This is a genomic window from Algibacter sp. (genome assembly GCF_049667265.1).
GTDB lineage: Bacteria > Bacteroidota > Bacteroidia > Flavobacteriales > Flavobacteriaceae > Algibacter_B.
Map to the genome: position 1 here is coordinate 1 of NZ_JBATHX010000164.1, position 25,499 is coordinate 25,499.

The following is a 25,499-nucleotide window of genomic DNA, read 5'->3' on the forward strand; positions in this document are numbered from 1 at the left end:
GTTCAGGTGAGTATAATCTTCAATATTTAAAAACATCTAAATAAGATTGATATGAAAGCTGCTGGCATTATACTTTTATTTATTCTATTAAATTCATGTGGTAATACTACAAAACAATCAAGTCTTGCAGCAAGTGAAACAGTTGAATTAAGACAACCAGAAATTGTTGAACAAATAGTTGTTGATTCAGTTTGGGCTGCCAACGGTGTTGGTTTTGATTTGAAAACCGTCAATGACAAACAATTCATAGCTTATTTCGATAGTAAAAGGATGATGACGGTTGCTTCAAGAGAAATTGGTAGTAATCATTGGACAAAAAAAACACTTCCAAACCAACTTATATGGGATTCGCATAATTCTGTAAAATTAGGCATCGATGAGTTAGGTTATATTCATGTAAGTGGTAACCAGCATGTAGATCCGTTAGCATATTTTAGAAGCACAAAATCGTTTGATGTCAATACTATGGTTGCCATAAACAAAATGGTAGGTCAGGACGAAGGAAGTGTAACATACCCCAATTTTTTCCATGATAAAACAGGAAGTTTGCTATTTTCTTACCGCTCTGGAACATGTGGTAACGGCAATATATTAATCAATAGATATTTGCCAAAAGAAGAAAAATGGGAGCGCTACTTAGAGCAGCCTTTGTTTGAAGGTATAGAGGCTAATGACGATCGCGCAGCCTATCATCATTGGGTAAAAGACGCCAATGGCGATTTTCATTTTGCTTGGATTTGGCGTTGGACACCAGCTGTTGAAACTAGTCATAATATTTGTTACGCTAAAACATCAGATTTAAAAAATTGGACAAATGCTGCGGGAGACAAAGTGACCCCTCCTTTTAGACCAGAAGATGAAAAAGTTTTAGTGGACCCAACACCATCAAAAGGCGGGATGCATAATAGTAGATATAAACTAATTTTAACTAAAAATAACGAGCCCATTATTGGCTACGTTAAATATGATGAAGCAGGAAATACTCAGCTCTATCTCGCTAAATTTAATAATGGTGAATGGCTGACTAAGCAAATATCAAACTGGGATTTTCGTTGGAAATTTATTGATGGTGGTGCTTTTATGACTATTGGTGGAAAATTTGAATTTATTGGTATTTCCGATGACGGCATTATGGCCATTAATTGGGAAACCGAAAAAGGCGATTCAGGTCGTTATACCATCGATATAGAAACTCTAACACATACCGATAAGGTAGCTAATATTCAACTTAAATATCCTGAGGATTTCAGAAAGCCCATGACCAATAGAAATGGCATGAATGTGAGAATAGCTTATGATCAAACTGCGATGCAATCAAATGGTTCAAGATATCTACTTAAATGGGAAGCGAAACACGGTGGTTTTAGGCAGCACGCACCAGAGGTTATTCCAGACGGCCCCTTAAGTGCTTTAGTTTTATTAAAAATAGAGTAATAATCCTATTTATAAACGCTTGATAAATAATTTTTGCGACTTGACGCTCCTAAGGTCGGGTCAGGCTTTAGCTGTGTTCCCGACAAACATCTTAATCAAACATGCCATTCGATTCTAATCGCAGGAAAACCTGCTATAATTTGTATTTCTTCTCTACTTTATACGATACAGTACCATATAGAGCAGGATACTTTTTTGAAACCAATTAAGTATTATTACTTCCTAAGAAATACATAAATGAAAAATAAAATTACAATTACCACAATTATTACTCTTTTAACCTTTGCTATAGGTGTATATGCGCAGACAGCTACATGCAATGGAACATTACCTTTTGAAGAGCAGAATGGGTTATTAACTATAGAAATGGAATCTGGAATTATTAACGATAATCGCTGGCAAATAGGTTCAGAAACTGTTAATGGTGAAGATATCACATATTTATATTGGACGGGGGCACAATCTTTTAATGCACTTTCTAACGCGTCAATTGTTTATAAAATTAAAATTAATAACCCAGGAACCTATCGGTTTGCTTGGAGAATGCGAGTAGGTTTAGGAACTAGTCCTGGAGAGCATAATGACGCATGGTTAAAGATTGATGGCGAAGATTTTTATGGCATTAAAAGCGGCGCCAAAGTATATCCAAAACCAATGTGTGAGAATGATACAAATTTAACTTGTGCTGAAGGAAGTTCTACTCAAAACTTTATTAAGGCCTTTGGAAACAGGTTAGATTGGGGTTTTGTAACCAATACAAATGATGGCGATTCGCACAGAGTATGGGTTACCTTTAATGAAGCTAAAGAATATAACATTACTGTAGATGCTAGGTCATCATATTTATTTATTGATAAAATGGTATTGCATCGTAATACAGTTTCAGGAACCACAGCATTCGATTTATCGAACGCTGAATCCTCCTGTTATGAAGCTTTATCTACTAGTAAAAATAAGTTAGCGAATATAAAAGTATACCCAAACCCAACAAAGGGACTTGTAAATTTTGATAACTTACCAGTTAATACAACGTTAATTCTATCTAATATACTAGGTGCAACTGTAAAAACGGTTCATACGTCTTCAAGAAAGCAAACTATGGATATCAGCGATTTAAAAAGTGGGGTTTATTTTTTAACTAGTAATACCACTAATTCTAGTTTTGTCAAAAAAATTATAAAAATATAATATCATAAATTTTCAATAAAAACAACTCACTTATGGGCTTTAGCCAAAAGGATTTGGGCTTTCTGTTAATAGTTTTGGCGCGATTTTCGCTTCGCTAAAAGCTGCCTATACGGCACTAACACGAACATAAAAGGTAAAGTTTAGGATTTGTATTTAATAGAATAAACCCTGTATATTAAAACAGATAATTCATGTGTAATTTTAAATTTTATAAATATTTTATCATAATACTATCAGTTTTAGGGTGTCAAAAAAACACAAAAAATATTATAGAAATTGCTAAACCTAACATCTTATTCATTCTTGTTGACGACCTAGGCTACCACGATCTGGGCGTTACAGGAAGTACATATTACGAAACTCCAAACGTAGATAAACTAGCAAACGAAGGCATGATTTTTACACAAGGTTATGCTGCGAGTCAGGTTTGCAGTCCGTCACGCGCTAGTATCATGACAGGTAAATTTACTGCAAGGCACGGCATTACAGATTGGATAGGTGCAAAAACAGGGGAGGACTGGCGCACCAAAAATCACTACGATAAATTATTACCAGCAGACTATGTTCATGTTTTACCACAAAATGATATTACCATTGCCGAAGCTTTTAAAATCAGTGGTTATAAAACTTTTTTTGCAGGGAAGTGGCATTTAGGGGGGAAAGGCTCTTATCCCGAGGATCATGGATTCGATATTAATATAGCTGGTATAGATGCAGGATCACCAAGAGGTGGTTTTTTCTCCCCATGGAATAACCCCAAATTAGAAAACAAAAAGAAAGGAGAAAACCTAACCATGCGTTTGGCTCAAGAAACTGCTAGTTTTATTGAGAAACATAAAGATTCGGTTTTTTTCGCTTTTTTATCCTTTTATGCAGTACATGCACCTATTCAAACTACAGAATCCAAGTGGGCAAAATACCGCAATAAAGCAGATAGTATGGGAATAGCAGAGTCTGGCTATAAAATGGAACGTGTACTGCCTATTCGTCAAGTGCAAGACAATCCCGTTTATGGTGGTTTAGTAGAAACTATGGATGACGCCGTTGGTGTTGTTTTAAAAGCATTAAAAGACAACGGATTAGATAAAAATACTATTGTGGTTTTTACTTCCGATAATGGAGGTGTTGCATCGGGCGATCATTACGCCACCAGTAATTTACCGCTTAGAGGGGGAAAAGGTTATCAATGGGAAGGTGGTATTAGAGAACCCTTTTTTATAAAAGTGCCGTGGTTAAAACACGCAGGTGCATCAACAGGATTTCCAGTTATTAATACTGATTTTTATCCCACTTTGTTAGATTTAGCAAATGTGCCCTTAAACCCCGAACAACATAAAGATGGTATAAGTTTAAAACCACTATTAGAAGGTAATAATTTAGAGGTAAACAGACCATTATATTGGCACTATCCGCATTACGGAAATCAAGGTGGCGAACCAACCTCTATAATTCAAAAAGAAGGTTGGAAATTAATCCATTATTGGGAAGATGGGCATGAAGAGTTGTATAAATTACCATCAACAGAAGAAGATGATTTAAATGTGCTTTCTAAAAATTCTGAAATAGCCATTGAAATGAGTGGTGAATTATTGAGTTGGTTAATAGAAGTAGGTGCAAAATATCCTGAAAAAGATATTCAATATGATAGCCTTAAAGCCCAAAAAAGGTATTCTAATATAGTAAATCAAAAATGGACTTCTTTAGAGAGAGCTAGATTTGATGTGCTTTCAAAAGATTTTCAACCTAATGACAATTGGTGGAAAAGTAAGCTAACGGAAGATTAAAACATTCATTAAAAAAAAAACATTATGCGTTCAATATTTTATGTAATACTGTGTAGTCTCATGATAAGTTTTTCATCATGTAAAAGTGCATCCACAGAAAAGGAAGACAAATTTCAATCCATATTTAATGGTGAAGATATGGAAGGATGGAGCGGAGACCCTGTATATTGGCGCGTTGAAAATGGAATTTTAATAGGAGAGGTAACACCGGAAACGATTTTAAAACGTAATTCTTTTATAATTTATGAAAAAGAACAGCCAGAGAATTTTGAATTGAAATTGGAATATAGAATAACTGAATCTGGAAATAGTGGCATCAATTACAGAAGTGAAATTATTGAGACCATGCCTTTTGCCTTGCGAGGCTATCAATGTGATATTGATGGTAAAAATAAATATACTGGTCAAAACTACGAAGAGAAAAAAAGAACCACATTGGCATATATGGGAGAAATAGTAACTATTCCGCAGATGCCAGATAGTATTCCTAAAAGTAACTTGCGTAAAAATGTAATTAAAAATTGCTGGCAATCTAGAAATATTATAGAAACTAACCCTAAATCACAGCTAAAATCAATTATCAAATCCAATGATTGGAATTCCGTTCACCTTATAGTAAAAGATAATATAATGGAACATTATATAAATGGTAAATTGATTAGTAAGGTAACTGATTTAGATTCAGTCAATAGGTCTAATAAGGGATATATAGGTGTCCAGGTGCATGTAGGTCCACCCATGAAGGTTGAGTTTAAGAATTTAAAATTAAAGCAATTATAATCTTGGTAATATATTTAAATTACACATACTTTGGTATTATGATGAACCAATTTTAAGAGCTTCAGGTGTAACTAAAAAACAGATGGACGAATAAATGGACAATGAACTTCAGACCGTTTTGAAAATAGATGGAAAGATGCAGTTAATGCAAATTTAATGAACTATGCCGAAATGCCAAAGTTGCCAAAAACTATTACAGATTTCATAATAAAAAAGCATGAAGTAAACCTGACCTTAAAAGTAGATTTAGAGCCTCATAGTGTGAAGCTTATAGAATTAATACCATAATAGATAATAATGATTAGAATAAAAATTTTAAGGGCTATGTTTTTATGTATAATAGGAACTGGCATTTTTTCTTGTATTAGTAAAAAGGAAAGTGTAGTACATATTTCTGAAGAACCTCGAACTAAGTATAACTTTAACTTAGATTGGAAGTTTATTAAGCAAAACCCAGAAAATGCGCAAGAATTAGGTTTTAATGACGCTTCTTGGGAAACCATAAGTTGCCCACATACCTTTAATGATATCGACACGTTTGATGATTTAAGTCATGGACATCATGATGGGGAAGATAACCATTGGAGAGGTACAGTTTGGTATCGCAAACATTTTAAATTGCCAGAAGAAGATTCTGGTAAAAAAGTATTTGTAGAGTTTGAATCCGTGCGCCAAATTGCTGATGTATATATTAACGGAAAACATATTGGTCAAAATCAAACCGGTTTTATTCCTTTTGGTTTTGATTTAACGCCACATCTTAAATTTGGGAAAAATAATGTATTAGCTGTAAAAGTGAATAATGACCGTGGTGACCATTTTAGAGAAAATTTTCCTTTAGTATGGCATCATGAACATTGGCATCCTAATCATGGCGGTATTTACAGAAATGTATTTCTTCATGTTATGGAACCACTTCATATTACGCTTCCTCTTTACGATAATTTAGAAACCCTCGGCACTTATGTATATGCCGAAAACATTACGGCAGAAAATGCCGATGTTACAATAAACGCCGAAGTTCAAAATGAATACCCAGAATCCAAAAATGTGGTATATGTAGCTAAAATTATAGATGATGATGGAAAAGTTGTAGCGGTAACATCTTCAGAAAAAAGTATGGCTGCTGGTGAGAAATTTACTTTTTCGGCCAAAACAAGTGTTACAAATCCTAACCGTTGGTACACACGTCATCCATACATGTACAATGTAGAAACCGTATTAAAAGTTGATGGTAAAGCGATAGATTCATACAATACACCTTTAGGAATTAGAAGCTTCGATTTTAATAAAGATACTGGTTTTTCAAACAATGGCGAATATGCCAAATTACATGGTTGGGGGCAAAAACCAACTAATTCATGGGCTGGATTAGGTGCAGCCTTACCAGATTGGTTGCGCGATTACACGTATCAGTTAATGGACGAAGCTGGAGGTAATTTTATTCGTTGGGGACATTGTGCTGGGTCACCAGCAGAAATTACTATGGGCGATAAATATGGTTTTGTAACGCTAATGCCTGGTGTAAGTGGCGAATCTCAAGATGAAGGTGAAACTTGGGACATTCGTATAAAAGCCTTTAAAGATATGATAGTTTATTATCGTAACCACCCATCTATTTTTATTTGGGAAGGTGGTAATTGGGCTGAAACCGAAGCACATTATCAAGAAATTTTAGATGTTATCAATACATTTGATCCCAACGGAAAACGCCTTATGGGTAACCGTAGAGCAGATGTTAAGAATGATTCCGAAGGCTATGTATCCATCGAAATAGGAACCGAAGGATGGGAACGTGAATATCCAGAATTACCAGTAGTTGAAAGCGAGTATAATCGAGAAGAAGCACCAAGACGTATTTGGGATAAACAATCGCCTGATGATAATTTTTATAATCACCAAAACATTAATAAAAATACATATAAGTTAAACTCCGAAGAATTTGCAGTAAAACAAGCGGACCATTGGTGGAACAAAATGGGTAAAAAGGCATTTCATGTTGGTGGCGCCAATTGGATTTTCTCTGATGGTCCCCACGGTGGGCGTTGTCCTACAGAGGTTACCAGAGCTAGTGGAGAAGTAGATGCGGTACGCTTGCCTAAAGAAGCATTTTACGCTTTAAAAGCCATGTGGCGACCAGAACCACAAGTGCATATTGTTGGACATTGGAATTATACTGAAGGTACGAAAAAAGACATCTTTGTAATTTCAAATACGGCAGGTGTTAAGCTATACGTAAACGGAAAGGTTATAGGAGAAAATAACACACCAAAAGATGGTTATGTATATCAATTTAAAAATGTGTCATGGGAAGCGGGAGAAATTAAAGCTGAGGGCTATATTAATAACGAATTAAAAGTTACTCAAACCAAAGAAACAGCTGGAGAACCTGTGGCACTTAAAGTAACACCAATTACAGGACCAAAAGGGTGGCAAGCCGATGGCTCTGATATTGCATTAATTGATGTTGAGGTGGTTGATTCTGAAGGTAGAAGATATCCTTTAGCTAAAGGTCGAGTAGATTTTACTTTCGAAGGTGATGGCATTTGGAGAGGAGGTTATAATAGTGGTAAACCAAACTCCACCAATAATTTGTATTTAGATATTGAAGCAGGTATTAACCGTGTAGCTGTAAAATCACTATTGAAAGCAGGCTCTTCGAAAGTAACTGTAAGACAGTCAGGATTAAAATCAACAAGTATTGAACTTACATCCAACCCCGTTAAAATAAAAAACGGGTTAACAACCCAATTGCCACAAGTGTATGAAGATGTATTGACCAAAGAACCAATGCCTGCATATACACCTGAAATTCCAGAATACATACCGGGTATTAAAAACCGAAGCGAGTTATTTAAGAAGTTTAGTTATACGGGAGACGGTAAAGCCATGTTAAGAACTAACATGCATTGGGGTAAAAAAGCCCATACAGATTTGGAACATAATTATACGCATCTTCCAAGGTATGTTAACGAAGCAGAATATATAAGGACACCAAATTCTGATAATCGATATTGGGCCAGAGATCAACTACAGTTCATTGCTGGCGTAAAAATGCATATTTACGTGTTGCATGATGATACCGTGCCAAGACCAGAATTCTTATTAAAAGATTATAAGGATAATGGTGATAATATAAAAGTTGGAGATGTAACAATGTCAGTATTTCATCGTGTTGCCGAAGCTGGCGAAAGTATAATTATGGCTGGAAATAGTGATGGCGATGCACCAGAAAATTGTAGAATGTATACTGTAATTGGTAAGAAGTATTAAATAAATAAAATTATTTGGGCGTTACCCTTCGGGTCGGGCCTGCCGGCAGGCAGGCTTTCTCTACTGGTTCCCTCCTGCGTCGGGGAGCTTCAACAAATGCCTCAACCCTAACGCAGAAAAGTTCATTTATACAAGGCATTTCAATCTTTGTTTTTTGAATTACTCTGCAACAATTGTAATTTAAACAAATAAACGTATAATCTAAATTTATTTTCAATTACCAATATGACTATTTAAGTATTTTCTATACTTACCAGGAATTTTATTAATAGCTTTTATCTCAATATTTTTATAATAGGCTTCAGCGGCTTCCGATTGAATTTGAATGCGTCCTTTTTGAAGTGGTACAATTTGTCCATCTAAATTTTTATGTCTTGAATTAAACAAGGCCATAACAACCTTACCGTTAACAATATGCAAACTGGTACCTTCAAAACAAATCAACTCTAAAGTGTTCCATTCGCCATGTGGGTTTTCATTATCAAAGCCTTTGTTGCAATGGGCAGGGAACTTTCTTTCAACACTTGAAAAAGTGTTGAGTTCACCATCATTTAAATAATCAAATTCTTTTTCTCCTTCTTTTTTAATAGACGGAATATCAATCAAGGTTCCTGCTAAGGCATAGTAATCTCCCATATCGCTTTCTTGAACCTGAAATTCTTGTGATTGCATCCAAACATTCCAAAATTTCCCATGTGGTCCAGTGCAATGATACAAAAGGCCATTATCTCTTTCACGCAGCAGCCTAGGTTCCCAAATTTTTTCTCCCCATTTAAATTGAAGTTTTAAATGATAGTTTTCATATTCTTTTTTTGAAGTTAAAGCACCATAAATTTCACCAGATATATGAAGTGTTTGTTCGCCTTCGATAGTTTTAAAATTAAAAACCTTCTTAGGGTCATTGTTAAGACCTAGTGGTTTTGAGTTTTTACCATCACTTTCCGGGTCTACACCTTCTAAATCTGTAACTGTAGCATGAGGTGCACCTATAAAAACATCCCAATTTTTATAAGGATCACCATCCATTAAATTAGTCCATTTTTTTGATAATTTAGCTGCATCTTTTAAACCGGAGGCCCATAAAATAGCACCTTCAATATGATTATTATATCTAGGATCCTTATAAATTTCATTGGTATGACCTAAGCCCGTATAAAAAACACGACCGCCATCATAAATATGATACCAACTTATAGGATGATTATTGGTGTTCATTTTTTTGCCCTCGTAGGAAGTTTCATCTAGTGAAGCCAAAACAGTTACATGTTTACCTACAGGCTTCAGAAAATTATACCATTCATCCCTAAAAACCTCTTCATTGTTGAGTCCTTTTATAGCAGGATGTTCGCAATCCGTATTAATATTTAGCGTTGCTGGTTGTACTTTAGGATGGTTTTTAAAAGTAGCTCCAATCATTTCTGTAAACCAATCCCATTGCTTTTCAGTATCAGAGGCAGCGTGTATACCTACAAACCCTTTACCTCTTGCAAAATAATTTTGTAGTGCCAATTTTTGATCTTCAGAGAAAATATTACCAGAAGTGTTTAGAAATACTAAAACATCATATTTGGAAAGGTTGGGAATATTAAAATCATCCGAATCTTCAGAAAAGTGTATGTTCCAATTATTTTTTACCGCCATATTAGATAAAAATTCTATACCAGTTGGGATAGATTTATGTCTAAAAGCTTCTGTTTTTGAAAATACTAAAATATTTATTGCGCTTTCTTGAGCAAGCACGATATTGGTATTTAAAAATGCTATAAATACTATAAAAGCGAGTCTATTCATGTCAAATATTATTTTTTAACCTTGATTTCTGGGTTCTTAGTAATATAGTTTAAAAGCATGTTTTGTACATCTTCAATATCACCTTGTTTTAATCCGTTATTAACGTTAGCTCCTGTGATCCAATAAAGTACCATTCCAGCATCAGAGCAGTCCCATTTTCCTTTTTGAAATTTAACGATATTATCAACTTCAGCTATTTTTCCAATAGTCCAAATGAGCTGTATTCTAGGGTCTGAATGGTTTTTGGCCCAATCCCATTTTTCAATATCAACTTTTAAATTAATATTTTGGTCTGGTATACGAACTTCTTCAATGCCAAAGTCTAATATTTGCTGCCATGTATAAAAATCTCCAGCATTATCATTGGCAGGATGATGCGTAATAACTTTTATAAATTTGTGTTTTTCTGTAGGGGTCTTTTTTAATGCCATACCAATAATATCAGGTTCTCCGGCTTCAATTATCCATAAAGGGTCATTGGCTGTAGAAGCGTTTATAGCCCAACATAAGTCGTTGATGGTTGCTTCTTTTTGCCATATAGCATCGTAAAAGGTTAAATTATCAAAACCACCCCAGCGTCTCGCGGTCATATCACAAGCAACTTGCATTAAATGGTGGCGCTCTTTTTCAGCTTTTTCAGATATGCGATCATCTCTTACCAAATCACAACTATGAGAATAGTGTACTAATCTATCTTCTAAACCAGCTGATCTTATTAAAGCAATGGTAATAGCAGTTCCTCCTAAATCATCAGGGTCTGGAGAGTTTCCGTCTGCTACTATGGCTATTCTACCTTTCGGAGCGTTTACTTTTTGGGCAAATGTGAAAAAAGAAATTAATGAGAAGGTTAATAGTATTAATAAGGTTTTAGTTTTCATTTTAGAATTCAGTTTATAAATTTTTTCAAAATGCGAAATATTACTTGATAGAATGTTTAGTCAGTATTTGTTTTTAGTTTTGATAATAAGTAGATGCCGCATTTTGAATAGTTTCTCCCTGCCCAACAGGAGCAAAAATAATTCCTGCCCATCGGCCTCTGGTCCATTCTTCGCCGTCACTACCTACTTTTGCTTTTACAGTAATTTTATTTCCTTTTTTTATGGATACATTCTTCCATAGTGCGTTATATTTTTTGCCTTCCTCGAATAGTCTTTCGGTTAATTCAGGCGAATAACTTCCAATTTCAATATCATTTATAGAAATAGTAAAGGTAGATTTTCCATCATTTTCGCCTATACCCACAAAAACAACATCATAATTTCCCGATTCAAAATTAAAATTTGTTGTTGAGGTTGCTTCTTTATTTTTTTCTGGGTTAATCGCCAACCAATTCTTTCCATTTTTGTAGAAGTTTGTATCTTCTACAGGAAATTCTTGGGCGGCAATATATCTATTTTCAGGTAAAGCCATTGAAATAGTTTTGAAATAGGATGGCATTTTTACCTCAGGAAATGATGCTGGCAGTTTACCTTGAGCTAAAACTACTTTTGGACCCTTTTCAACAGGAATGAAGTTTATATTATTAGTTAAAATGAATTTATCAAATTCAAAACCATCTTCGCGCATGCTAAATTGAATCGTGTGAATTCCAGCTTTGGTAATGTCTAAATATATTTTATGTGGCACACCGCAATGAATTTCTTTCGTTCGTTGTTTACTGTCCCAAGTCCATTGCTTTTTACCTTTACACCATTGCATGCGCTGTCCGTGTTCTGGCCATGTATCATTTAAGCCAACATGCAAACCATTATCTTCTGCACCTGTGCTAAAAGCACGCACCCAAACATAATAACGCCCAGGAGTATTAAATTTTATGTTATAATCTAAAACAGCCATTTTACCAGGTGTATTTGAGAAATTCTCACCATGTACTAATTTATCAGAGTGCGTTACACGTGTATCAGGCAGTATTTCAAGATAGGCATTATTACTAGCGTCATAGCAATGCGCTTTATCTTCATCTCTACCAATTATAGGTAATTCATCTTTTGAAGTTCGATACCATTGCCTTATATCGGTAGAAGTTTGTTTATGGAAAAATTCTGCCTCAACAGAAACAATTCCATTTTGTTCTTCAAAAATTACAGTTTTATCAATAATTGGTAAACTTAATTTTTTTTCCTGTGCCAATAGGATAGTACTGTTAAATAGTAGAACGATTAAAATGTTAAAAAAAAGTTTGTTTTTTTCATCTGGTCTAATTTGCAACATGCGAGTTTTAATTTTAGCAATTTGGAATGTAATTATCTTTTTTAAAAGTAACATCTAGAGTTTAGTAAAGTAACCCGTACTGTCCTGTTGTAAAATTAAATTAGGTATGATACATGTGAAGCTTTTTATATTGTTAAGTTAATTATATGTGTTTTTTCTTATACATAATTAAAAAATAAAACCTCCAAAAATAATGAATTTATATCTAGTTTTTAAGTTAAAACCTAGCAAAAAGATTGAAATTACAGCACAGAACATAACAGGTACTGCAGGATACTCAATAAAAATTTAAGAAATATTTTAGGAATCTAATAATAAATTCAACTAAAATTTATGAAATTAAAAACTAAATTAAAAATGCTTTCGGATTTTAGGAAAGTTTGGATGTGTGCAATTTTGGCGTTGTCTTGTATGGCAATGACAAATGCACAAACGGTATCAGGTACCGTAACAGCAGACGGTCAACCTTTACCTGGGGCGACTGTTATTGTTAAAGGAACAACCAAAGGAACAACTACAGATTTTGATGGAAATTTCTCTATTAATGCAGAAGCTTCCAATACTCTATCTATTTCTTATGTTGGCTATTCTTCAAAAGAAGTTTTAGTTGGTAATCAAACACAAATTAATGTTTCTCTAGAAGAAGATAACAAACTTGACGAAGTAGTTATTATTGGTTATGGTACACAACGAAAATCAGACTTAACAGGTTCAGTGTCTTCGGTAAGTGCTGAAGATATAACAGCTGTTCCTGTAGCTAGGGTAGATCAAGCTCTACAAGGTAGAGCCGCAGGGGTGCAAGTAACACAAACAAGTGGTGCTCCTGGTGCAGGTACATCCATTAGAGTAAGAGGTGGTAATTCCATTACAGGAAGTAATCAGCCACTTTGGGTTATTGATGGTATTATCGTTGGAACAAATTTCAATTTAAATAATATTAATTCCAATGACATTAAATCTATCGAGATTTTGAAAGATGCATCCTCAATTGCTATTTATGGTTCTAGAGGTGCTAACGGTGTTATATTGGTAACTACAAAAAATGGTGCAAATATTGGTGGGGGTAAGCCACAGGTAAATGTAGGTGTTTATACAAGTATGCAATTAGTGCCAGAGCGACCAAAGTATTTAAGTCAAGCTGAGCAAATAGCCTATACTAATGAAGATGCCCGTTTCAGAGGGGTTGCAGAGCCTTTTCCTGGAAATCCATCGGATTATCCAGATAATGATTTTTTCGACCTTTTATTAAATCCAACACCTATATATAATGCTGATGTATCTATTGCAGGGGCTTCTGAAAATGGAAATGTAAATTATTACAACTCGCTTAATTTTTTCGATCAGGATGGTTTAATAGAAAATTCTGGTATTAAGAAATTTATTTTCAGGTCTAATATAGAATTTAAATTAAGTGATAAGTTAAAATCTGGATTTAGAGTAAATTATTCTAGATTAAATCAAAAAAACGGTGTTGTAGGCTATGGAGGGCTTTTAAATATTCTTCCTACGCAACCTGTTTTTAATGATGATGGAACTTATAGTGGGTTTAATGATGTTATTGGGGCACCATTTAATAATCCAGTAGCTACTGCTAAACTTGATACAGACCAAACAACAACAAGTAACATGTTAGGTACAATTTACTTGGAGTATAGCCCAATTGAGAATTTAATTATTCGTTCTACTTTTAATCCAGAAATAAACAATTGGAAAAGAAATGAATTTACTTCAAGTCAACGACCTGATCTTACTGTAGTTGGAGAAACAGGAAATGCGAGGTTAACAGGTTTGTCATCTTTTGGATGGAACAACGAAAATACCATTCAGTACACCAAAGATTTTGGAAAAGACCACAGTGTTACAGTGCTTGGAGGGCTATCTTTTCAAAAAACAAGTTTTGAGAGTTTTGAAAATCAAGCTTTTGGAATTACAACAGATGCCACTAGTTTTAATAACCTAGCATTAGGAACAGATCCAACAAGAAATATAGTTGGTAGTGATTTTGAGAGTAATCAAATTGAGTCTCTTTTTGGAAGAATTAATTATTCATATAAAGATAAATACCTTTTAACTTTAGTAGGTAGACGTGATGGTAGTTCGGTTTTCGCGCCAGGAAATAAATATAATTTCTTTCCATCAGTAGCTGGTGCTTGGAAAATTTCTGAAGAAGCATTTATGGAAAATCAAAATGTTTTTCAAGATTTAAAGCTAAGAGCTAGTTGGGGTAAATCGGGTAATCAAGCCATAGATCCTTATAGTACACTTTCTTTATATGAAGAAGCAAACACCACCCTTAATGGAGTGCAACAACCAGGAGTAACACTTGGTAGACCAGCAAATCCAGATTTAATATGGGAAACCACAAGTTCTTTTGATATCGCTTTGGAGGCTTCATTGTTTAGAGGTAAAGTATTTGCTGAATTTAATTACTATAGAAAACAGACAAACGATATATTACTTGATGTAGCAATACCAAGACAAACAGGTTTTACTAGTCAATTACAAAATGTAGGATCTTTAGAAAATAAAGGTTGGGAGTTTTTAGTAAATTCTACCAATATTAGTAATGCTAATTTTAGATGGAATACAACTTTAACCTTATCTTCTAATAAAAACAAGGTACTTGATTTAGGTGGACAAGAGTTTATTGATGTAGTTGTAGATCAAATTGTGGGTGCTGGTAATTTGCGTCTCATTGTTGGTGAATCAGCGCCTGTATTTACAGGTGCAAACTATTTGGGGACATGGAAAAGTCAAGCAGAGATTGATGCATCTGGATTAAACCCTGGATCACAAATAGTTGGAGGGCCTAGATTTGAGAATTTAAACGGGGATACTACTATATCAAATGAAGATTATGTGGTTTTAGGTAGCCCATTTCCAGATTTAATTTATGGATTTGAAAATAACTTTTCTTATAAGAATTTTGATCTTAATATTTACTTTCAAGGTACTGTGGGTAATGAGGTTTATAATTTAAGAACTCGTGGGAATTTCTGGACTCGTGGTGAAAATCCTAAGTTTAGTGAAATAGCAGATCGTTGGACGCCAGATAATCAAACCTCTGATATTCCAAGAGCAGGACATGATGGTTTTTCTAATGTAGTTCCAAGCTCTTATGATGTAGAAGATGGATCACACTTAAGATTAAAAACAGCAACATTAACATATAACTTTCCAGTTGATAAAATTGGTTTAAAAGGTATAAAAGCAATGTCTATTTATGCTTCAGGAACTAATTTGCTTTTAATCTCAGATTTTAAATTGATAGACCCTGAAACTAGTAGGTTTGGAAATGATGGATTAGGTAATATAGCTCAAGGTTTTTCTAACGGAGAATATCCTAATGCCCAAGTTTTAACCCTAGGAGTTAACGTAACTTTTTAAAAAACATACTTATGAAAACAATAATAAAAAACAAATATTTATACATCTTCTTTATAATGTTCGCATGCTATAGTTGTGAGAACTTTTTAGAAGAAGATCCGCGTAGCATTATTGCACCAGAAAATTTCTTTGCTACAGAGTCGGATGCAAGACAAGCTATTACAGGTGTATATGCCATATACAAAAATAATTCGATGTATGGGCAAGTAGGGTTAGATACCTTTTACGAGAATGGAGCCGATACCGTTGAGCCAAACCGTCCTGGATTAGTAAACCCTATAGGGAGTTATTCGCTTGACGAAGCTATTGCCGATGAATCTGGTCAGAGAATGAGTGTGTCTGATACTTGGAAAGATGCCTATAAAATCGTTTTAAACTCTAATATTATTATTGATAGGGTAACAGGTAACAATGCTATTTCGGCAGCAGCCCAAACAGATATTATTGCAGAAGCTAGATTTCTACGTGGTTTAGCGTATTGGAATATTACCAATCTTTGGGGAGATGCTCCGTATTATACTGAAAATCTCAAAATTAACGAAATAAGAGAATTAGGTAGAACACCAAAAGCAACAATCATTGAGGGGGTATTAGACGATTTACAATTCGCTCAGGATAACCTTCAATCTTCTTATCCAGAAGATGAGAGAGGGAGAGCTTCAAAATGGGCCGCAGCTGTAGTTATGGCAAAAACTTACATGGAGCAAAAACAATGGCAAAAAGGTTTAGATAAATGCCTTGAGATAATAAATGAGTCTGGACATCAAATGCAGCCAACCTTTGAAGCAGTTTTTGATCTGTCAAATGAATATAATTCAGAGATTATTTGGTCTTTAGACTTTGCAAAGGATATTAGAGGACAGTATGAAGAAGGTTTGGTTGATCAAGCTGGTGGTACTTTGAATCCAGCTTGGGGTAATGGTAATTGGAGGCCATCTATGTTTTGCCCTCGGTTAAGAGATGAACCTTTAAATGCTGCTGATAGATCAGCTTTGGGAGCCGCCTTGGCTGATAGGGGAGAATACTTTAATGGAACGGGATTACAAGTAGCAGGAAAGGATTTTGCAGAAAAGTTTCCAATGAACGATTTGCGACGACCTTATAACGTATTACAAAACTATTTAGGCTTTGATTTAGTGTTCCCATATATGCCAAAATTATGGAACTTATCAATTGAGAACTCACCACGTTTTAACCATGCAGACAATAGATTGGTTTTCCGTTTAGCCGACGTGAAATTAATGGCAGCCGAATGTGAGAACGAACGTCCAGGAGGTAATCCAACTACTGCGTATGAGTATATTAAGGAAGTAAGAGAACGTTCGTATGCTACCATAGGAGAAGCAGAAGCTATTAAAGGTCTTAGTCAGGTAGATTTTAGACAAGCTATTTACGATGAGCGTAAATGGGAATTAGCAGGAGAAGGTTTTAGAAGATATGATTTAATTAGATGGGGCATTTTATTGGATGTTATGCGAAATATAGAATATCGTTTTTGGAATCCAGCAGCGAACATACAAGATTATCATGTTCTATTACCAATTCCATTAAGCGAGTTACAATTAAATCCTAATTTATTGACTTCAGATCCAACAAATAATGGATATAGATAATAGTTTGTTTTAGTAATTAGTTTATTTTATTAAAAACCGAAAGACATTTGACTTTCGGTTTTTTTGTTTTGTTTAGAAAATATTATAGGTAGAATCTATTAATAGGTACATCATAGTGCAGGACACAATACTTAAATGTTAATATTATATTTGAGTATTATACAAAATAATCTATGAAAACAAAATTACTGCTACTCATTTGTATTTTATCCACATTAAGTGTAGTTTCTCAAATTAAACATGGATTACGAGATGATCAAGGTCGCCATGTAATACCAAGAGGCTTTGTTGTAAATACCAATGATCATGCAGGAGAAGTTTTTTTTAATGATGATGATTATGCCCGTATGGTCAGAATGGGAGCAAACACCCAAGTTGTTCGATTAGAATTAGGTAAGCTCAGTAATTTTCCAGGAGGACAATTAGAGCCAAATTATCTTAAAAAATTAGATACTTTAGTAACTCTAGGAAGGAACTCTGGAATTAAAACGGTGTTTAAAATGACCGTTTACGGAGTAGATAAATTTGTATGGGAAGAATTTTGGCAAAATAAAAAAGGCGAATACCAAACGTATATCGATGCTTGGAAAGTTATTTGGAATCGATTTTCTGATGACTCATCTGTTTTGGGTTATGATGTGGTAAATGAACCAAGAAAATTATCCATGGATATCTCTTACAATGCTTTAACCACAAAATATTTAATACCGCTTTATAAAACGATAATTGATGAAAGTCAAAAAATTAATCCTGACAAAAAAATATTATTTCAGTCGGTTTTTATGAATAAAGGCGAGGGTATTGATAATAATCAGTACGCAGAAATAACAGCGCCAATTAATAGAAAGAATATCATTTTTGCACCTCATATATATCAAAGTAAAAAGGATTTAGTAAAACCAGTAATGGATCGTTTCGATAAAGAATCTGAAATGCTCAATGCACCAATTCTTATTGGCGAATGGGGTTTTCCAACATTTGCAAAAACCGATACAATAATTTCTGGTAAGCTCGGGCAATTAGAATATAGAGAGTTATATATTAAAACAGCAGAGGTTTTTGACCGCATGGGAGTAGGCTCCATCAAAGCTTGGTTTTTAGGAAATAGAACCATGCAAAATTTCCTTTCTGGAGGCCCATCAACTTGGTCTATATTTAGTGATAAAACAGATGCAGGAACAGTTGAACGTAAATACATCACAGATGTGATATCCAGACCTTTTCCACAAACTATAGCAGGAGATATTCAATCGTTTATGTTTAATTTTGCTACGAGAACTCTAAACCTTAATATTATTTCAGATAATAGTAAAGGTGCTTCAACACTATTTATTGGAGCAAACCGCCATTATCCAGATGGTTTCTCCATTTTAATTGGTGACAATATTGTAATGTATCACAATCCATTAAAAAAAGTTAGGTTAGAAACCTATAAGGCACCTAAAGATTTCAATTCATCAGATTTTATTTGGGATGCTTACACTCAAAAATTAACCATTTTAAAATGGCCCAAGGATAAGAGCAATTTAAATATTAAAATTGTTCCAGGATTACACAATTTCAACTAATTAAATCAATATCTCATAAAATCTACATTAATGAAAAAAACAATTTTAACGTGTTTCGTTGCAGTCTTATTATTTAGCTGTAATTCAAAAAATGGCAATCAAGAAGTAAGTCAAGAAGACGCAGAAATTGCTCAAAAAGTAGAGCGGCTTATAAGCGAAATGACGCTAGATGAAAAAATAGCTGAAATGACGCAAGATGCACCTGCCAATGATCGTTTGGGTATTCCATATATGAAGTATGGAGAAGCACTACATGGCTTATGGCTTGTTTTGGATTATTATGGTAATACAACAGTTTATCCTCAAGCTATTGCTGCAGCTTCTACTTGGCAACCTGAGTTAGTCAAAAAGATGGCCTCTCAAACAGCTCTAGAAGCACGTGCTTTAGGCGTTACGCATTGTTATTCACCTAATTTAGATGTGATTTCTGGTGATCCAAGATACGGTAGAGTAGAAGAGTCTTATGGTGAAGATCCTTATTTGGTATCTAGAATGGGTGTTGCATTTATCGAAGGTTTACAAGGTACTGGAGACGAGCGATTTGATGAGAATCATGTTATTGCAACGGCTAAGCATTTTATAGGTTATCCAGAAAACAGACGTGGTATCAATGGTGGATTTAGCGATATGTCTGAACGTCGTTTACGAGAGGTTTATTTGCCACCCTTTGAGGCTGCTGTAAAGGAAGCAAAGGTAGGTTCTATTATGCCAGGGCATCAAGATTATAATGGAGTTCCAAACCATATGAATACCTGGTTACTAAAGGATATTTTAAGGGATGAATTAGGTTTTGATGGGTTTATTGTTTCTGATAATAATGATATTGCGCGTTTAGGAACCATGCATTTTATTGCTGAAACCAGAACTAAGTCAGCTATTTTAGGGTTAAAAGCCGGTGTTGATATGGATTTAGTGATTGGAAAGAATGAGGAGCTAGCAGCATATAATACCAAAGTGTTGAAAGATACAATAACACAGAATCCTGAATTGGTAAAGTATATAGACAAAGCAACATCTCGTATTTTAACTGCAAAATATAAATTGGGTTTATTTGATAATGAACCAAAAGAGATTGACACAGAAACTGTAGATGCGGGTAAAAAAGAACATCAAGAGTTTGCTTATGAAATGGCAAAAAAAGCCATCATTTTATTAAAGAATGATAACAATGTATTGCCTTTAGACCTATCTAAAATAAAATCGTTAGCAGTAATTGGTCCAAATGCTCACGAAGAAAGACCTACAAAAGGAACCTATTCCTTATTAGGAGGCTATTCTGGTTTGCCACCTTTTTATGTTTCTGCATTAGATGGCATAAAATCTAAAGTAGGAGATAAGGTAAAAATCAATTATGCAAAAGGTTGTGACTTATTAAGCAATTCTAAAGCAGGGTTTCCAAAAGCAATTGAAGCTGCAAAAAAATCTGATGCAGTTATTTTGGTAATTGGTGGTTCTAGAAAAACTGGAGGCGAAGGTGTAGATAGAGCTGACTTAGATTTATATGGTGTGCAAAAAGAATTGGTAAAAGCAATTCATAAAACAGGTAAACCTGTTGTTGCAGTATTAATTAATGGTAGACCATTATCAATTAATTATGTTGCAGAAAATATCCCATCAATTTTAGAAACCTGGTATTTAGGAATGCGTTCAGGTGATGCTATTGCAGATGCTATTTTTGGTGATGTGAATCCAGGTGGTAAGCTTACTGTTTCTTTTCCAAGATCTGTAGGGCAGGTTCCTGTAACGTATTTAGAGCGTCCAGATTTTATAGGTTCGGGTAAAGGCTTATTTAAAGATGCAGATAAATCTCCATTATTTCCATTTGGTTATGGTTTAAGCTATACAACTTTTAAATACGGAACACCAAAACTAGACAACGCTACTATTAATGCTGATGGTTCTACTTCAGTTTCGGTTGAAGTTACTAATACAGGAGAAAGAGCAGGCGATGAGGTTGTTCAAATGTATGTTCGAGACGATTTTGCATCCGTTGGACGTTACTTAAAATTACTAAAAGGATTTGAACGAATTACTTTAAATCCAGGAGAAACAAAAACAGTTAGTTTTAATTTAGGTTTTGATGAATTAAATGTACTAAATCAAGACATGAAAAAAGTGGTAGAACCTGGTACGTTTACAATTTCTGTAGGTAGCTCTTCTTTAGAAAAAGATTTGCAAAAAGTAATACTTAATGTGAAATAGGATTTTAAAATGTATTAAGGATAATGCAATATTTAAAAGGAGGAGTTTTATTTTTTTTTTTTTTTAGACGGTGAAATTCCATGAAATTAGCATAAAACGAGTTGAAAAACTACTTGGCTTTTATTAAAAAAGTCTTAATAAATAGATTTTAAAAACCTGTAAAGCCTATATATAATAAGTACTTATAGGGCCCAAGCAGGTAAGTGCAGGATACAGAAGTCAAGTATTCTTTTTAATTTTATAACATTATTAATCCAGTTAGTTTATTACTAACACACTAAAACTAAAACTTATGAAAAAAATTACATTAAAAATTACAGCATTTTTATTATTAACCATGTTTGCGCTTCAAATACAGGGGCAAGCATTATATACTGTGCCTGGTAAATATAAAATTTCAACATCAGGTCTAACTCCGAATCTTTACGTTACAGTTAACACTTCTACAGGAGCTGTAGAATGGGCCGAAGAATTATCAGGTGATAGTGAACTACAACTTTGGACTATAAATGAGCATAGAACCCCAGCTTCTGCGGGATTGGTGGAAATTACAGGAAACATTACTGGTTTAGGAACCATTACCTTATGTACAGGTGACGACTCAGCGCATCCTAATCAATCGCTTATTGCTAGACCAGGGGATCCAGTAAGTGTAACACCTCTTGCAGATGATTATACGGGTCTTGACCAGTTTCAAAGAAGAAAAACTACTGTTGGTGCAGATGGACTTGCACTTTCAGCAGCTGAGGGAGGGTCTAACCCAGCAGGTGGAAATAATGCATTGTTTCTAAGAAATACACTTGGTACTAATTCAAGATATGGGGTAATTCCATCTGCAGCAGGTGAAGCTGTCCAGTTTGATGGTGGAGGAATTGACGTGATTCAATTCCATTTAGTAGAAGCATTAAGTACTGCAGATTTTGATACTAGCTCAATATTTATTTCTAACCCAGTTAATGAGGTATTAAGTATTAAAGGGCTTACTGATAATGTAAAACAAGTTTCTGTTTACTCGTTATTAGGAAGTGAGGTATTAACTAAAAAGTTATCTAGCAAATCTGATATTAGTTTAGATGTTAGCGGATTATCTGCTGGTATGTATATTGTTAAATTGCAAGGTGACAGCGGAAGCTTTTCAAAGAAAATTATTAAACAGTAAGTTTAATAAAATAAAGTGTTAAATATAAAATCATTCTATCTTAAAAAGATAGAATGATTTTTTTTGTCTAAATTATAAAAACACATATTCAAGTAAAAAAATAAAGTATCTAATAATATGGAAAGATTAGCCTTTAAAATGAAACTAAACAAAGGTCAAAAAGGGGCCTATAAAAAGCGCCATGATCAATTATGGCCAGAATTAAAGAAATTACTAAAAGATAATGGAGTAAGTGAATACTCCATTTTTTTGGATGAAGAAACCTATACGCTTTTTGCATTCCAGAAAGTATCAGGAGCAGGAGGTTCTCAAGATTTAGCAAATAACCCAATTGTAAAAAAATGGTGGGATTTTATGGCAGATATTATGGAGGTTAATCCAGATAATTCGCCAGTTTCAATTCCTTTGGAGGAACTGTTTTATCTTGAGTAATTAATCTCAAGTTCTTATTTGCAGTATAGCTCAGGATACTTTATTTATATATTAATAATAAATTTACCGAATAACCCTTTTTAGGATAATATAAAAAAATATGAAAAGAAGGTACTCTCTAAAAAAGAGCTTAGTTAGCTATGTTTTTATAGCTTTAGGCTTGATGTTTTCAGTAACCTTAAATGCTCAGGTTATTCTTGAAAATGAAGTAAAGATAACCGATCTTGGTTTGCATTTTGATGGAAATAAGGTGGGTAGTACTGCTACAAATACAGGAGATACAGCACCCTATGACTATTTTTTTGGAAAAAATATATCTGCACACGGCGATTGCATAAAAACCTACGGTAATTATGTGTTTATGACCTGGTACCGAGGAGGAAAAGCAGACAGGCATGTAATGTTAACGCGTTACAATACTTTAACTGGTGCTATGGCAACCATAGAGTTTCCTCATAGGCATACGGGTTATCAAAATAAATATTGGATTGGAGAGTCGCACAACACAATAGCCGTAGCTATAAGCCCAATAGATGGAACGATTCATATGCTGTATGATATGCATGCATATAGTCGCACCAGACCATCTGATGGAAGTTTAAGTGATGACTATTTCCGTTATTCATATTCCCTAAAAAATACAGCTTCCTTGCCAGATGCAGAATTTACCTTAGATAAATTTGTACAAAACAGCTCAGGTGGTTACAAGCATTTAAGTTTAAATGGAGGCGAAGATTATTCTAATTTTGCTGCATTAACCTATCCACAGTTTTTTTTAAACGATTTAGGCGACATTTTTATGTACATGCGTGAGGGTGGAAATAATAATGGAGCGTACAAGTTTTCAAAGTACAACGCCAATACTTCAACATGGTCTAGTTTTACACATTTTAATGTTTTAAACGCAAAAAGCCAACCAGGAATCAGTTATAATTGGGGTTTGTATGGCAACATGAAATATGTAAACGGAAAAATCAGGATAGGGTTTCAACGAAGGTTGGCAAATAATAGTGATAAATACCAATATCAAAATGGTGTTTATTATGCCTATTCTGATAATCAAGATGGATCAGATGGTTGGAAAAATCATTCAGGAGCATCTTTTTCTGTACCTCTTTATGATGCCGATTTTATAAAAGTAATGGAGCCTGGCGATTATGTACAGACTACCCAAGAAGACAAAGTATATATAGTTGGAGATTTTGATTGGACGGTAACAGATAACGGAGATGTGCATATTATTAGTAAGGTGAAGGATAACGAAAATAATGTTACCAAGTATTTACATACCTATAAACCAGCTGGTGCAACCGATTTTATAACGTCTGAAGATTTTGCAGGAGGAACTTCAATTTACACCTCGGGCGATAGCGTTTTTATTATTGGTTTGAAGAATAATAGGGTGTTTATTCAAAAAGCTGAAGGAGGAACAAATGCTTTTACAACGGTTTACGAAGCCACGACAGGAAGAACTTTCGATCATGGTAGAGTACATATTAACAATGGTAAGGTTTATTATTATTTAATGGAGAATAAATCTGGAAATGCACAACCATTATACCTTCAAATTATCAATTTAGATATTGTCCAAGAGCCTTTTAGAGTATCAGTAACATCTCCATTTGATGGCGCAACCTATTATGTAAATGATACGGTACATATTTCTGCTAATGCCGTTGATGAAAATAGTAGTATCTCAAAAGTAGAATTTAGAGTTAATGGGGTATTTTATGATGAAGACGATACCGCTCCATATACTATTGATTGGTTGGCTAATGCAATTGGTGTTTATACCATTCAAGCAATTGCATACAATGCCAGTAATGAGACAGTATCTTCTAATGAAATCTCGGTTAATATTGAAACTTTTAATCATAACGATTTAACAGGGCAGGTTTACCGATTAAAAAATATGGAAACTCAAAAATATTTAAAATCATCTGGTTCAAACGTAGTTGAGAGCGATTATGTTGAAGGAGATGATGCCTTAAATTGGACTTTTGTAAAAACAACAGTTAGCGGTACTGAATATTATAATATTGATAGTGAGGTTAATGGCGTTTTAAGAGGTGCTGGCTCTGGAGCAGGTAATGCCATAATAAGTACCAATAGAACCTCTCCAAATACAGATGTTGATAAAGTTTGGACGGCCAATTACTTAGAAGCTGAAAAAGCCTATAGGTTTGCAGTTAAAGATGGTAATAACTATTTATATCATGAAGGTGTAGATGAATATTTAAATAAAACTGCCAATATTACTGATGCCAGAAGTAAATGGAAAGTGGAGTTGGCAAATAATGCCCCCCTAAGTATAGAGCACAATAATTCTGCAAGTAATTCTATAAAGGTATTTCCTAATCCCGCAAATGGTAATTTCACTATTCTGTTGGATGGTAATCAAAAAGTTGATGTTGTTATTTATGATATGTTAGGAAAACCTGTTTATTTGAATTCTACAAATGGAAGTAGTATGAAAGTAGAAAATGATGGTAGATTTACATCAGGTATTTACCTCATAAAGGTAACAAATGATAATCAAAAAGTGTATCACACTAAGCTGGTGATCAAGTAAATTTTTAGATTATAATAGAATAGAATGAACCAGAGAAGTATAAACTTTTCTGGTTTTTTTTTAATAATAATCACTTCGGAATATAAGCTTTAGCAGCAGTATCGA

General features: G+C 34.2%; 16 protein-coding genes. 13 read left to right on the forward strand and 3 right to left on the reverse strand.

Annotated features, from left to right (window positions below):
* Positions 1 to 51: 51 nt before the first annotated feature.
* The 6 genes from WBN21_RS06015 (at position 52) to WBN21_RS06040 (ending at position 8,459) form a co-directional block, all read left to right on the forward strand.
* The gene (locus WBN21_RS06015; RefSeq protein ID WP_424198426.1) at positions 52 to 1,434 is read left to right on the forward strand and encodes a BNR repeat-containing protein; all 1,383 of its coding nucleotides are present in this window, start codon (positions 52 to 54) and stop codon (positions 1,432 to 1,434) included.
* A 237-nt stretch (positions 1,435 to 1,671) separates the two neighbouring features.
* On the forward strand, positions 1,672 to 2,622 hold the full coding sequence (locus tag WBN21_RS06020) for a T9SS type A sorting domain-containing protein (protein ID WP_424198428.1): 951 nt from the start codon (positions 1,672 to 1,674) through the stop codon (positions 2,620 to 2,622).
* 191 nt (positions 2,623 to 2,813) lie between these two features.
* A complete protein-coding gene (locus WBN21_RS06025) occupies positions 2,814 to 4,406 on the forward strand; it encodes a sulfatase (RefSeq protein ID WP_424198430.1) in 1,593 nt (530 codons plus the stop codon).
* Positions 4,407 to 4,430: 24 nt separating this feature from the next.
* The gene (locus WBN21_RS06030) at positions 4,431 to 5,186 is read left to right on the forward strand and encodes a 3-keto-disaccharide hydrolase (RefSeq protein ID WP_424198432.1); all 756 of its coding nucleotides are present in this window, start codon (positions 4,431 to 4,433) and stop codon (positions 5,184 to 5,186) included.
* 156 nt (positions 5,187 to 5,342) lie between these two features.
* Positions 5,343 to 5,474: a hypothetical protein gene (locus WBN21_RS06035; protein WP_424198434.1), complete on the forward strand. Its 132-nt coding sequence runs from the start codon at positions 5,343 to 5,345 to the stop codon at positions 5,472 to 5,474.
* 9 nt (positions 5,475 to 5,483) lie between these two features.
* Positions 5,484 to 8,459 (forward strand): sugar-binding domain-containing protein, encoded by a 2,976-nt coding sequence (locus tag WBN21_RS06040; protein ID WP_424198436.1) that lies wholly within the window; start codon positions 5,484 to 5,486, stop codon positions 8,457 to 8,459.
* A 213-nt stretch (positions 8,460 to 8,672) separates the two neighbouring features.
* Here WBN21_RS06040 and WBN21_RS06045 read toward each other — a convergent pair whose 3' ends face one another.
* The 3 genes from WBN21_RS06045 to WBN21_RS06055 all read right to left on the reverse strand — a co-directional run bounded on the left by WBN21_RS06045 (position 8,673) and on the right by WBN21_RS06055 (position 12,380).
* Positions 8,673 to 10,250, reverse strand: coding sequence for a ThuA domain-containing protein (locus WBN21_RS06045; RefSeq protein WP_424198438.1), 1,578 nt, complete (start codon positions 10,248 to 10,250; stop codon positions 8,673 to 8,675).
* An 8-nt stretch (positions 10,251 to 10,258) separates the two neighbouring features.
* Positions 10,259 to 11,128, reverse strand: coding sequence for a hypothetical protein (locus tag WBN21_RS06050; RefSeq protein WP_424198440.1), 870 nt, complete (start codon positions 11,126 to 11,128; stop codon positions 10,259 to 10,261).
* A 73-nt stretch (positions 11,129 to 11,201) separates the two neighbouring features.
* Positions 11,202 to 12,380, reverse strand: coding sequence for a hypothetical protein (locus tag WBN21_RS06055; RefSeq protein WP_424198442.1), 1,179 nt, complete (start codon positions 12,378 to 12,380; stop codon positions 11,202 to 11,204).
* A gap of 414 nt (positions 12,381 to 12,794) precedes the next feature.
* Between WBN21_RS06055 and WBN21_RS06060 the strand changes: the two genes are divergently transcribed.
* The 7 genes from WBN21_RS06060 (at position 12,795) to WBN21_RS06090 (ending at position 25,394) form a co-directional block, all read left to right on the forward strand.
* Positions 12,795 to 15,848 carry a SusC/RagA family TonB-linked outer membrane protein gene (locus WBN21_RS06060; protein WP_424198444.1) on the forward strand — a complete coding sequence of 1,018 codons (3,054 nt, stop codon included), beginning with the start codon at positions 12,795 to 12,797 and terminating at the stop codon, positions 15,846 to 15,848.
* Between the two features lie 11 nt (positions 15,849 to 15,859).
* Positions 15,860 to 17,461, forward strand: a complete 1,602-nt coding sequence (locus WBN21_RS06065) for a RagB/SusD family nutrient uptake outer membrane protein (protein ID WP_424198446.1) — start codon at positions 15,860 to 15,862, stop codon at positions 17,459 to 17,461.
* Positions 17,462 to 17,634: 173 nt separating this feature from the next.
* Entirely contained in the window at positions 17,635 to 19,029 is a 1,395-nt protein-coding gene (locus tag WBN21_RS06070; RefSeq protein WP_424198448.1) for a cellulase family glycosylhydrolase, read from the forward strand.
* Between the two features lie 30 nt (positions 19,030 to 19,059).
* Positions 19,060 to 21,231 (forward strand): beta-xylosidase, encoded by a 2,172-nt coding sequence (locus tag WBN21_RS06075; RefSeq protein ID WP_424198450.1) that lies wholly within the window; start codon positions 19,060 to 19,062, stop codon positions 21,229 to 21,231.
* Positions 21,232 to 21,523: 292 nt separating this feature from the next.
* Complete coding sequence (locus tag WBN21_RS06080; RefSeq protein WP_424198451.1) at positions 21,524 to 22,390, forward strand: T9SS type A sorting domain-containing protein; 867 nt, start codon at positions 21,524 to 21,526, stop codon at positions 22,388 to 22,390.
* A gap of 117 nt (positions 22,391 to 22,507) precedes the next feature.
* Positions 22,508 to 22,822: an L-rhamnose mutarotase gene (gene rhaM, locus WBN21_RS06085; protein WP_424198453.1), complete on the forward strand. Its 315-nt coding sequence runs from the start codon at positions 22,508 to 22,510 to the stop codon at positions 22,820 to 22,822.
* 100 nt (positions 22,823 to 22,922) lie between these two features.
* Complete coding sequence (locus tag WBN21_RS06090; protein ID WP_424198455.1) at positions 22,923 to 25,394, forward strand: BNR-4 repeat-containing protein; 2,472 nt, start codon at positions 22,923 to 22,925, stop codon at positions 25,392 to 25,394.
* Positions 25,395 to 25,499: the final 105 nt, after the last annotated feature.